An 11,366-nucleotide genomic window follows, 5' to 3' on the forward strand; every position below is an offset into this window, starting at 1 on the left:
GAGTGGACACGACCCGGGTGTCGAGCACGGCCTTCGACGGCACCGCCCATGCACCGGCGCACGCGCGCAAGTTCGTCCGCCAGGTGCTGGGCGAATGGCGCCTGAGCCATCTGGCCGAGGACGCCGTGCTCCTGACCAGCGAACTCGTCACGAACGCCGTAGTGCACGCGGGCACAGGCGTGGAGCTGACCTGCCGCCTGGACGTGGACGCCAGCCCGGCGAAACTCGAGATCGAGGTCGACGACCACCACCCCACCCGCACCATCCCGTCCGGCCCTTCCGGCCACTCGGCCTCGGGCGACGATCCCCTGGCCACGTCGGGGCGCGGCCTGGCGCTGGCCGGGATGCTGGCCGACGCCTGGGGCGTCACCTACACCAGGACCGCCAAACGCGTCTGGGTGCGCATGGAGCTCAGCGAGTGCTCCGAGCTGCCCGAGCCCGTGCCACTGCCCGGCCTCATCTCCGGCCCCGTCGCGGCGCCGCTGGACACCCTGCACGTCGGCGTGGTGGTCTCCGACCTCGACGGCGTGGTGGAGTCCTGGAACCGCGAGGCGGAGCAGTTGCTCGGCTGGCCCGCCGAGCAGACGATCGGCCGGTCGCTGAAGGAGATGGTGGCCTGGCGCGGCCACGGCCCGTACGCGCTGTCGCTGGCCGACACGCTGGGCCTGGGCCGCTGGCGGGGCGAGGCCCGCATGCGGCACGTGGACGGCGGGCTCGTCCCGGTCTACATCTCCCACCTGCGTACCCGGGGGCACGCCGGGGAACGCCGGTCGATCTGGATGATCGTGGCCAGCGACCACCGCTACGTGCTGACGCCGCCGCCCGCGCCACTGCGCAGCGAGCCCGGCCGGCGCATCAAGGACCTGCTGGACCAGGACATGCCGTTCGCGGAGCTGCTGAGCACGATCGCGCAGATCGTGCAGGTGGCCAGCGGCGGCGACGCCTCGTACGTGCTGCTCTGCGCGGAAGGCGGACGGCGGTTCGGCGTGGCGGCGGGCGCGGGCGCGACCCCCGGACTGGTCGGGGTGCTGGCCACGGGCGTGTTCGGCGCCGACCGCAAGGCGCCGGCGATGATCGAGGACCTGCTGGCAGGCGACGTCGAGCTGGCTCAGCAACTGCGCGCCAGGTCGCTGGCGTGCGCGCCGCTGCTGGTGTCCGGCGAGGTGGTCGGCTACCTCGTCGTCACCGCCGCCCAGCCGAACCGCTTCGACCAGGAGCTCACGGTCAGCCTGCAGCACATCGCCGACCAGGTGGCGATCCCCGTGCAGCGCGAGCGGCTGGCCGAGCAGGACCGCGCGCACCGCGGCCGGCTGTCGTTCCTGGCCGAGGCCGGCGAGTTGCTGGCGGGCGTGCACGACGAGGAATTGATCGCGGCGCTGACCGCGCAGCTCGTGGTGCCCAAGATCGCGACCTGGGCGGCGGTCTATCTGACCGATCTGACCGGCATGACCAGGCTCGCCCATGTCTGGCACAGCGAGGAGAGCCACAACGCCGATCTACGCAAGTCGCTGCCCGCCATCCCCCGTACCGCGCTCAACGAGGTGAGCTGGCCGGTGGGCCCGGAGTCGGTGCTGGCCTTCCCGCTGCTCACCCAGGGCCGCTCGCACGGCGCGCTGGTGATCGGGCGGGCCGAGCCGACGCTGCCGCTGGAGCTGGCCGACCTGCTGGCGGACCTGTGCCGCCTGGTGGCGCTCAACCTGCACACGGCCATGCTGTACGCCAGGCAGGCCACCACCTCCCGGGTGTTGCAGCGCAGCCTGCTGCCGATGCGCGTGGCGCCCATGCCGGGGCTGGAGTCCGCGGTGGTCTACGAGCCGGCCGAGGAGGGCGCGGACGTCGGCGGCGACTTCTACGACCTGTTCACGGTGGGCGACCACTGGTGCTTCGCGCTGGGCGACGTGTGCGGCAGCGGCCCCGAGGCGGCCGCGGTCACGGGTCTGGCCAGGCATGCCGTACGCCTGCTCGCCAAGGAGCACTACACGGTGGCCGACATCTTCGACCGGCTCAACCACGCGCTGCTGGAGGAGGGCGAGGAGGGCAGGTTCCTCAGCCTGCTGTGCGGGGAGCTGACCCCGCTCCCGCAGGGCGGCGCGTTGTGCACGATCGCCTCAGCCGGCCATCCGCCGCCCCTCCTGCTGCGCTCGAACGGCGAGGTCGAGGCCATGGCGACGCCGCAGTTGCTGCTCGGCATCGAGGCCGGCGCCAGGTTCTACGTGGAGTCGTTCGAACTGGCGCCGGAGGAGGTGTTGTTGTGCGTCACCGACGGCGTGACCGAGCGGCGCAACGGCGACCGGCTGCTGGACGACCGCGACGGGCTGTCGGCGCTGCTGTCGGGGTGCACGGGGCTGAGCGCGCACGCGGTGGCCGAGCGGGTGCGGCACGCCGTGGAGACGTTCGCCGCCGAGCCCTCCCAGGACGACGTGGCCCTCCTGGTGATCAAGGCCTCGGCGGCGCTGCATCAGATGAACCGGTAGGTCCCCCGCCTCAGTTTCCGACGGCGAGCCTCAGACTCCGACGGCGAGCTTCAGACTCCGACGGCGAGCCTCAGACTCCGACGGCGAGCCTCAGACTCCGGCCGCGAGCCTCTGACTCCGACGGCGAGCCTCAGACTTCGGCCGCGAGCCTCAGACTTCGACGGCCTGCGTCAGATGAAGCGGTAGGCCGTTGTGGAGGTGTAGCGCTCGCCCGGCCGCAGGACCGTGGAGGGGAACTGCGGCTGGTTGGGCGCGTCGGGGTAGTGCTGCGTCTCCAGGCACAACCCGGCGAACGGCCCGTACGGCGTGGCGACCCCGTCGAGCATGCTGCCCGAGTAGAACTGCACGCCCGGCTCGGTGGTCGTGACCTCCATGGTCAGCTCGCCGCCGGTCACCTTGGCCCGGCCGCCTTCGCCGTTGAACACGAAGCAGTGGTCGTAGGCGCCGTCGTACCGCGCGCCCACCGCGTGCGGCTCGGTGAAGTCGAACGGCGTGCCCTTGACCGGCGCCAGCTCGCCCGTGGGGATCTTGTTCTCGTCCACCGGCAGGTAGTGCTCGGCGTCCATCTGCACGACGTGGTCGAGCACGTCGCCGCCACCCTTGAGGTTGAAGTAGCTGTGGTTGGTCAGGTTGACCACCGTCGGCGCGTCGGTCTCGGCCGTGTAGTCGATGCGCAGCGCGTCGTCGGCCAGCGTGTAGGTGACCGAGGCGGTCAGCGTGCCCGGGTAGCCCTGGTCGCCGTCGGGGCTGGTCAGCGTGAGCGTGACGGAGGAGTCCGTGCGCTCGGCGATCGTCCACACCTTGCTGTCGAAGCCCTCGGTGCCGCCGTGCAGGCTGGCGGGGCCGTTGTTGGCCGGCAGCGTGAACTCGACCCCGTCGAGGGTGAAGCGGGCGTCGGCGATGCGGTTGCCGTACCGGCCGACGACGGCGCCGAAGTAGCGGCTGCGGGTGAGGTAGTCATCGAGCGTGTCCAGCCCGAGCACGACATTGACCCCGGACACCTCCAGCGTGCGCACGATGGCGCCGTAGGTCAGCACCTCGGCGCGCAGCCGTCCCGACGACAGCGCTACGCACTCGACCTGCTCACCCGACGGCAGTGTTCCGAAGTTCATGTCTGTGCCCTTCCCGTGGACTCGCGGACTATGAGGGCGGTGTCGAGGGTCACTGTCGCGCCCTCGCCCCCTGATTGCAGCAGTAGATCGACGGCCATCCTGCCCGCCGCCACGGCGGGCATGGCCACCGTGGTCAGCTTGGGACGGTTGAGCCGTCCCGGCAGGATGTCGTCGAACCCGATCACACTTATCTGGTCTGGTACCCCTATCTCCATCGCCGACAGCCCCTCTATGAGGCCGAGGGCGACAAGGTCGTTGTACGCGAGCACCGCGCTCGCGCCGCAGGCGGCCACTTCGGGGGCCACGGCCAGGCCGCCGGCCTCCGTCGGCTGGTTGGGACCGAAGAAGACCAGGTCGAGCCCCTGCGCCTCGGCCGCCACACCCTGCATCTCGTTGCTGGTCCACGAGCCGATCGGGCCGGACACGAGCGCGATCCTGCGGTGGCCGAGCCCGGCGAGGTGGTCGAGGGCGAGCTTGGCGCCCTGGGCGACGTTCATGAGGACGGCGGGCATGCCCTTGATGCGCCGGTTGATGACGACGAACGGAACGTCCTCCGCCAGGCGCTCGATCATCTTGTTCGACAGCCGGGGGCTGCACAGCAGGACGCCGTCCACCTGCTTGGTGAACGTCCTGATCAGCTCCTCCTCGACGCGCGGGTCCTCGTCGGTGTCGGCCACGAACACGTGGTAGTCCCGCCCCCTGGCCTGCGCCTGGGCGGCCTTGATGAGGGGCGGGAAGAACGGGTTGGAAATGTCGGCCACGATCAGGCCCATGTTGAACGTGCGTCCCGTGGTGAGCGCCCTGGCCGCCCGGTTGGGGCGGTAGCCGAGGTCGTCCGCGGCGGCCAGCACGCGGCTCCTGGTGGCAGGATTGACCAGGTGCGGCGCGGAGAAGGTACGGGACACGGTGGACACATGGACGCCGCAGGCGCGGGCCACGTCCTTGATCGTCGCCGCCATCGCCGCCCTCCCTTGCAAACGGTTGCCAGATCAAACCTTGACGTTTGTGCTTGGCGCCGTCAAGGTTCTTGCAACCGGTTGCTGACAGGTCAGGGGGTCACCATTTGCCGCCGAGCTCGTTCACGGTGAAGATGCCGCCGGCGTGCCTGTGCACCGGGTCGGACAGATCGGGCTCGCCGTGCTCGGCGAGGAGGGCCGCGGTGAAGGGTTCGGAGGAGTCGCGCGAGACGTACCCGATGGTCTTGCCCTCCTCCAGCGACCACCAGCGGCGCGGGTTGTCCGAGACGCCCCAGACGACGTGGTAGCCGGGCGCGGTCAGGCCCGCCTCGACCAGCCTGGTCAGGTCGTCGGCGGAGATCCACGTGGCCAGGCCGCGCGTGTCGACCGGGCCCTCGTTGCAGGTGCCGAGCCGGACCACGGTCACGTTCATGCCGAAACGGTCGTGATAGAGGCTGCCCAGGGCCTCCATGACGACCTTGCTCACGCCGTAGAAAGTGTCAGGCCGCGGGAAGGCGTAGTCGGGCAGATCCTCGCCGTTCTCCGGCCTGGGATGGAAACCGGCGGCATGGTGGCTGCCCATGAGCACGACGTGCTCGACGCCCTCCTTCCGAGCCGCCTCAAGCAGGACCTGGGTCCCGTTGATGTTGGCGTGCACGATGTCGGCCCAGGGATGTTCCCTGCTCTGGCCGCCCAGGTGCAGCACGGCGTCCACACCCTTCATCGCCTCGGCCACGGCGTCCTGGTCAGCCAGATCGGCCGTCACCCACTCCTCCCCAGGGCCTGTTTCGATCGGATTGAGGTCGGAAAGCCGCAGCGTGCGGCCCTCACGGGCGAGACGCGGCCGAAGCAGCGTCCCGACCTTTCCTGCGGCCCCTGTCATGAGAATGCGCATGCATCCATGATGTACACGAACCTGACTGAAATTCACATCCTTGAATATTGACCGTGAGCCATGCCACTAGTTACGTTCACAGGCACACATCCAAGTCCACGACTCTCGTCCACATATGTGAACAGGAGGCGGTCTGATGTCACGTCGTCTGCTGGGAGTCGCGATCGTCACGACTCTGGCCGTTGGACTGACAGGCTGCGGTTCCGGGGAATCAACATCGGCCTCGGACAAAACATTAGAGATCTGGATCCGACAGGCGGCCGATTCAGAGTCCGCCAAGACCGCCAAGAAGCTCGCTGACGCTTTCACCAAGGCCAGTGGAGTGCAGACGAAAGTCGTCGCCCTTTTCGACGACTTCGAGACCAAACTGAACCAGCAGGCGGCGCAGAAGCAGCTGCCCGACATCGTCATCAACGACACCGCCCAGCTCGGCAACATGCAGACGCAGGGCTGGCTGCAGGAAGTCGACAAGGCCACGCTCGCGGGTGGCGACCAGCTCGCCGAGACCGCCTGGAAGGCCGCCACGGGCAGCGACGGCAAGTTCTACGCCGCCCCGTTCTCCGCGCAGTCGTTCGCGCTGATCGTACGCAAGGACTGGCGCGAGAAGGTCAAGATGGAACCGCCCGCCACCTGGGAGGATCTGTCCAAGCTGGCCGTAGCGTTCACCGAGCAGGACCCCGACGGCAACGGCCAGAAGGACACCTCCGGCTTCGTCGCCCCCGCGGGCACCAAGCGCGGCTACGCCTCCTGGTACGCCTCCTCCCTCATCTACGCCAACGGCGGCGACTTCATCAAGTCCGCCGGCAACGGCAAGTTCACCTCCACGGTGAGCGACCCCAAGACCGTCGAGGCCGTGCAGTACCTGCAGGACCAGTTCTGCAAGACCAAGACCGTCAACCCCGGCGCCGTCAGCAACGACACGACCGTCACGCACGAGGTGTTCGAGAAGGGCCAGGGCGGCATCTACGTGGTGGGGCCGTACGTGCTGGCCAGGTTCGTCACCGCCATCGGCGCCGACAAGATCGAGGTCCTGCCCGTGCCCAAGGGCCCGTCCGGCGGCCCGGGGACGCTCGGCGAGGGCGAGAACGTCTACATCATGGCCGGGTCCGAGAACCAGGACGCGCAGAAGAAGTTCGCCGAGTTCGCGATCTCTCCCGAGGGTCAGAAGATCGGCATGAACAAGGACGCCAACGGCGCCATCGTCCGCCTGCCGGTCAACACCACGGTGGACATGGCCGCGGAACGTCAGGATCCGGGCTGGAAGGTGTTCCAGGAGTCGTACGCGAACGCCGTCTACGCCCCGCCGGTGCCCAACTGGGCGCCGATCCGCCAGACCTCCGCCGACAGCATCAACGCGGTCTGGGCCAACTGCTCCGCCGACGTCAAGACGACGATGGATGAGCTCAACACCAAGCTCACCCAGGAACTGCAGAGCCAGAAAGCGTCATGACCTCCACCATCGCCCCGGCACGCCGCCGATCGGCGGCCCCCGGCCACCCGCCCAAACTGGTGCGGTGGCGGGGGCCGCTGATCGCCTGGCTGTTCCTGGCGCCCGCGCTGCTGCTCTTCCTGTACTTCAAGTTCATCCCGATGTTCGTCGGGTTGTGGAAGAGCCTGTTCAAGGTGCAGACCTTTCTCGGTGACGAGTGGGTCGGCGTCCAGAACTACCAGACGATCATCAGCGACGAGGAGTTCGGCGCGGCCATCTGGCACAGCGTCGTACTGGCGCTGGGCACCACGGTCGGCTCCATCGTGCTCGGCCTCGGCCTGGCCCTGCTCATCGAGGGACCGGCCCGGTACCTGTGGTTCATCAGAACCGCGGCCTTCCTGCCGGTCGTCACCACGATGGCGGCCGTGGCCGAGGTGTGGCGCATCATGTTCCACCCCGCCGACAGCGGAATGCTCAACGTCGTCATCGGCTGGGTCGGCATCGATCCGCAGCCGTGGCTGGCCAGCGAGGACTCCTCGCTGTGGTCGATCATGCTGATGAGCATCTGGCGCGGCACCCCGTACGACATGATGATCTTCCTGGCCGGCCTGGTCGGCGTGGACCGCACCCTGTACGAGGCCGCCGCCGTGGACGGCGCCTCGACCTGGCGCCGCCTGCGGCACATCACCCTTCCCGCGCTGCGGCCGGTGTTCTGGATCCTGTTCACGCTGGCGGCCATCCGCGGGCTGCGGGTGTTCGTCGAGGTGTACGTGTTGACGAACGGCGGGCCGAACGGCTCGTCCGAGGTGCTGATGACGTTGATCTACAAGCTCGGGTTCCAGAAGAACGAGCTGGGGGTTGCTTCGGCGGGCGGGATCGTGTTGTTCCTGGCCACGCTGGCGCTCACCGTGGTCGTGCAGATGTTGCGCAGAAGGCAGACGACATGAGGCCGAGCCACGAACCCGGCCCCACAAGCCGGCCCACCCGCACCTCGCCCTCCCTCTCCGCGAAACCCGACCTCGCTCCGCACAACACCGCCCTGCGGTTCCGGATACGCGGCACCACCCCACATCCCCTGACCCACAACACCACCCCGCAGCTCCGGATATGCGGCACCACCTCAGACTGCCCGACGCGCGGCACCACCTCAGGCTTCCCGACGCGCAACGCCACCCCAGGCTTCCCGGCACGCAATGCCACCCCAGGCTTCCCGACACGCAACGCCACCCCAGGCTTCCCGACACGCGGCGCCGCCTCAGATTCCCCGGCACGCCGCGCCGCTTTTGACCTTTCGACCCACGGCACCACCCCCCGCCTCCCGACGCACGGCACCACCCCCCGCCTCCCGACGCACGGCACCACCCCGCGCCTCCCGACGCACGGCACCATGCCGCTCTTTCCAGCGCGCGGCACCACACCGCGTCTTCCGGCAGCCGACGCCCCACCGCACACCCCCCTGCACATCCCGCCGCACATCCCACCGGCCGACAGCACACCGCTCCCCCACCCAGGCCACCCCGCGCAACCTGGCACTTCACCAACCATGAGCGCGCCCTTCGAGACCCCTCGGCCCGCCGCCGCAAGATCTCACACCGGACGCCGCTCCCCGGAACCCGACCCCGGACGCCGCTCCCCGGAACCTGACACCGCCCCGCCCGGTATGTCGCAGATCCCGACCCTGACCACAGCTGAGCCCACGAGCACCAGCACAACCACGGCCACCAGCGCCCCGCCAACCACCACCATCAACCCCCTCAGGAGGCAGGCGTCATGAGGTTCGACAGCGCCTTGGGCCTGGAATCACGTCGGGGACCGTTGGCGATATTCGGAAAAATCATCATTTACGGCCTCATGGTGGTCGTCTTCACCGGACCGCTGGTCGGGCTCCTGATGAGCAGCTTCAGCAAGACCCTCGACCCGACCTCGTTCTCCTTCTGGCCGGACGAATTCACCCTAGAGAACTTCATCCAGGCCGCGGACAAGAACGTCTACCTCTACCTGCTCAACTCCTTCATCGTCGTGGGCTTCGGACTGCTCCTGCAGATGCTGGTGAGCGTCTTCGCCGCGTACTCACTCGCCCGCAAGAAGTTCCGCGGCATGACGTTCGTGATGCTGCTGATGCTCACCACGATGATGCTCCCCGAGGAGATCATCGCGATCCCCCTCTCCCTCGTGCTGGCCGACCTGCCGCTGTTCAACATCAACCTCATCGGCACCTACGCCGGCATGATCCTTCCCGTCGGCGCCTGGGGCTTCTCCATCCTCGTCATGACCGAGTTCATGAAGGAGGTGCCGGTCGAACTGGAGGAGGCCGCGCGCATCGACGGCGCGGGTGAGCTGCGCATCTTCGCCACGATCATCGTGCCGCTGTGCCGCCCGGCACTCGGCGTGATCGGCGTCTTCGGCTTCACCATGATCTGGGACCAGTACCTGCTCCCCCTGATCGTCGCGCCGGAGTCCGACATGTGGACACTGCCCATCGCACTGCGCTCGCTCCGCTCGGACGAGGAGGTCGGCATCGGTGTGCTGCTCGCGGCCTCGCTGCTCGCGCTCCTGCCCTCGATCATCGCGTTCCTGGCGTTCCAGCGGCAGTTCATGCGTGGTCTGACAAGCGGCGCGGTAAAGGGATAGTTGTCCATATATCTGGACGGCATCCAATATTCTGGATGCCCGAAGCCGCCGAGGATACGAGATGGGATGAGCATGGAGCAGCCCCCGCTGGTCAAGTCCGCGGAGCGGACCGTACGCATCCTGGAGACGCTGGCCGAGTCGCACGACAGTTTGACACTGTCGGAGCTCCAGCAGCGGACCGGCTTTCCCCGCAGCAGTCTGCACGCCCTCATGCGGACACTGGTCGAGCTCAACTGGGTCGAGACCGACTCGGCCAGGTCGGCGTTCGGCATCGGGCCGCACGCGCTGCTGACCGGCACGGCGTACCTCGACAAGGATCCCGCGCTGCCGTTCGCCCAGGACTGCCTGGAGGACCTGCGCGACGAGATCGGGCAGACCGTACATTTCGCCCGCCGTGACGGGGCGCACGTGCTCTACCTGGCGACCAGGGAGTCACGCGAGGCAGACCACATCATCCCCAGGGTGGGCCGGCGGCTGCCCGCGCACGTCACGGCGCTCGGGCAGGTGCTGCTCGCCCAGCTCACCGATGACGAGGTCGGAGCGCTGCTGCCGCAGCCGCTGACGGCGCTCACCGAGCACACGATCACCGACCTCACCAAGCTCACAGGAGAGCTCGACCAGGTACGCACGAGGGGCTGGTCGTACGAACGCGAACAGGGCACGCCGGGCTTGGCCTGCGTGGCCGTGGCCGTCGACTACCGCATCCCGGCCACGGACGCGATCAGTTGCTCGATGCCGTCGGCACTCGGCCCCGGCGGGATCGAGCAGATCACCGACGCGGTAATCAGACACACCCGCAAGCTGGCTGCCACTCTTCGCAGGGAGGGCATCCGCTAGAAAGGATTCGTTGATGCGGCTAGACGGCGTTCTCTTCTTCCCGGTGACCCCCTTCGGACCCGACGGCAGCCTCGCCGAACCCATCCTGGCCCGCCACGTCGCCCAGGGAGTCGCGGCCGGAGCAGGAGGAGTGTTCACGGCCTGCGGCACCGGCGAGTTCAGCGCCCTGGACCTGGCGGAGTACACCCGCGTGGTGTCGACCGCGGTCGCGGCCACCGCCGGCCGCGTCCCCGTCTTCGCGGGAGCCGGCGGCCCACTCCCCACCGCCCGCTCCTTCGCCCGCGCCGCCGCCGAACGGGGCGCCGACGGCCTGCTCCTGATGCCTCCCTACCTGGCGACAGGCCCCGCCAACGGCCTGATCCAGTACGTCCGCGAGGTCACGGAGGCCGGCGGCCTGCCCGTCATCATCTACCAGCGCGGCACCGCCCGCTTCACCCCCGAGTCAGTAGCCACCCTGGCCCGCGACGTGCCCAACATCATCGGCTTCAAAGACGGCCTGGGCGACTTCGACCTACTCCAACGCATCATCCTGACCGTACGCCGAAAAACCCAGAACAACTTCACCTTCTTCAACGGCCTCCCCACAGCCGAACTGACCGTACCCGCCTACCGTGGCCTCGGCGTGACCCTGTACTCCAGCGCAGTCTTCGCCTTCGCCCCCGAAATCTCCCTGGCCTTCTACAAGGCGATAACAGGCGGCGACGAAGTCCGCGCCCAACACCTCCTGACGGACTTCTACCTACCGCTGGTAGAACTACGCGACCGCGTACCCGGCTACGCAGTCTCCCTGATCAAGGCCGGCGTACGCCTCCGCGGCCTAAACGCCGGCAGCGTACGCCCCCCACTGGTAGACCCAACCCCCGACCACCTAGAAACCCTCACTCAAATCCTCAACAGCGGCCTACAAATAGCCCACACCTAACCCACCCCAGACCCACTAGTGTCCTGGTCCAGAAATTCGAGCGCAGTAGCGGCCGATGGCGCTGATGATCTGGTCGGCGTTCTTGGTCCAGGTGAACGGGCGGGCGTTCT

9 protein-coding genes are annotated in these 11,366 nt (G+C 68.4%); 6 read left to right on the forward strand and 3 right to left on the reverse strand.

All coding sequences use genetic code 11. The features are described 5' to 3' along the window. Window positions 1-2: 2 nt before the first annotated feature. A complete protein-coding gene (locus AB0I81_RS47190; RefSeq protein WP_360672477.1) occupies window positions 3-2,474 on the forward strand; it encodes a SpoIIE family protein phosphatase in 2,472 nt (823 codons plus the stop codon). A gap of 170 nt (window positions 2,475-2,644) precedes the next feature. On the opposite strand, the gene AB0I81_RS47195 is transcribed toward AB0I81_RS47190, so the two are convergent. The 3 genes from AB0I81_RS47195 to AB0I81_RS47205 form a co-directional block, all read right to left on the reverse strand. Further along, on the reverse strand, window positions 2,645-3,586 hold the full coding sequence (locus AB0I81_RS47195; RefSeq protein ID WP_360672480.1) for an aldose epimerase family protein: 942 nt from the start codon (window positions 3,584-3,586) through the stop codon (window positions 2,645-2,647). Continuing rightward, a complete protein-coding gene (locus AB0I81_RS47200) occupies window positions 3,583-4,545 on the reverse strand; it encodes a LacI family DNA-binding transcriptional regulator (protein ID WP_360672482.1) in 963 nt (320 codons plus the stop codon). Before AB0I81_RS47200 ends, AB0I81_RS47195 begins: the two co-directional genes overlap by 4 nt. Before the next feature lie 97 nt (window positions 4,546-4,642). Continuing rightward, the gene (locus AB0I81_RS47205; protein ID WP_360672485.1) at window positions 4,643-5,437 is read right to left on the reverse strand and encodes an NAD(P)-dependent oxidoreductase; all 795 of its coding nucleotides are present in this window, start codon (window positions 5,435-5,437) and stop codon (window positions 4,643-4,645) included. Between the two features lie 136 nt (window positions 5,438-5,573). Between AB0I81_RS47205 and AB0I81_RS47210 the strand changes: the two genes are divergently transcribed. The 5 genes from AB0I81_RS47210 to AB0I81_RS47230 all read left to right on the forward strand — a co-directional run bounded on the left by AB0I81_RS47210 (window position 5,574) and on the right by AB0I81_RS47230 (window position 11,256). Further along, the gene (locus AB0I81_RS47210; protein ID WP_360672487.1) at window positions 5,574-6,887 is read left to right on the forward strand and encodes a sugar ABC transporter substrate-binding protein; all 1,314 of its coding nucleotides are present in this window, start codon (window positions 5,574-5,576) and stop codon (window positions 6,885-6,887) included. Further along, on the forward strand, window positions 6,884-7,813 hold the full coding sequence (locus AB0I81_RS47215) for a sugar ABC transporter permease (protein ID WP_360672490.1): 930 nt from the start codon (window positions 6,884-6,886) through the stop codon (window positions 7,811-7,813). Before AB0I81_RS47210 ends, AB0I81_RS47215 begins: the two co-directional genes overlap by 4 nt. Window positions 7,814-8,717: 904 nt before the next feature. Then, on the forward strand, window positions 8,718-9,497 hold the full coding sequence (locus AB0I81_RS47220; protein ID WP_360672493.1) for a carbohydrate ABC transporter permease: 780 nt from the start codon (window positions 8,718-8,720) through the stop codon (window positions 9,495-9,497). A 66-nt stretch (window positions 9,498-9,563) separates the two neighbouring features. Next, window positions 9,564-10,334, forward strand: coding sequence for an IclR family transcriptional regulator (locus tag AB0I81_RS47225; RefSeq protein WP_360672496.1), 771 nt, complete (start codon window positions 9,564-9,566; stop codon window positions 10,332-10,334). Window positions 10,335-10,347: 13 nt separating this feature from the next. Beyond that, window positions 10,348-11,256 carry a 5-dehydro-4-deoxyglucarate dehydratase gene (locus AB0I81_RS47230; RefSeq protein WP_360672499.1) on the forward strand — a complete coding sequence of 303 codons (909 nt, stop codon included), beginning with the start codon at window positions 10,348-10,350 and terminating at the stop codon, window positions 11,254-11,256. The last annotated feature ends 110 nt before the right edge of the window (window positions 11,257-11,366 follow it).

The sequence above is a fragment of the Nonomuraea sp. NPDC050404 genome, assembly GCF_040655495.1.
In the GTDB taxonomy this organism is placed as follows: Bacteria; Actinomycetota; Actinomycetes; order Streptosporangiales; family Streptosporangiaceae; genus Nonomuraea.

What these genes read in the sequence shown, in the direction of transcription:
- AB0I81_RS47215 (WP_360672490.1), top strand. Translation starts at nt 6,884, where the DNA reads ATGACCTCCACCATCGCCCCGGCACGCCGCCGATCGGCGGCCCCCGGC.
- AB0I81_RS47200 (WP_360672482.1), bottom strand. Translation starts at nt 4,545, where the DNA reads ATGGCGGCGACGATCAAGGACGTGGCCCGCGCCTGCGGCGTCCATGTG.
- AB0I81_RS47220 (WP_360672493.1), top strand. Translation starts at nt 8,718, where the DNA reads ATGGTGGTCGTCTTCACCGGACCGCTGGTCGGGCTCCTGATGAGCAGC.
- AB0I81_RS47195 (WP_360672480.1), bottom strand. Translation starts at nt 3,586, where the DNA reads ATGAACTTCGGAACACTGCCGTCGGGTGAGCAGGTCGAGTGCGTAGCG.
- AB0I81_RS47205 (WP_360672485.1), bottom strand. Translation starts at nt 5,437, where the DNA reads ATGCGCATTCTCATGACAGGGGCCGCAGGAAAGGTCGGGACGCTGCTT.
- AB0I81_RS47225 (WP_360672496.1), top strand. Translation starts at nt 9,564, where the DNA reads ATGAGCATGGAGCAGCCCCCGCTGGTCAAGTCCGCGGAGCGGACCGTA.
- AB0I81_RS47210 (WP_360672487.1), top strand. Translation starts at nt 5,574, where the DNA reads ATGTCACGTCGTCTGCTGGGAGTCGCGATCGTCACGACTCTGGCCGTT.
- AB0I81_RS47230 (WP_360672499.1), top strand. Translation starts at nt 10,348, where the DNA reads ATGCGGCTAGACGGCGTTCTCTTCTTCCCGGTGACCCCCTTCGGACCC.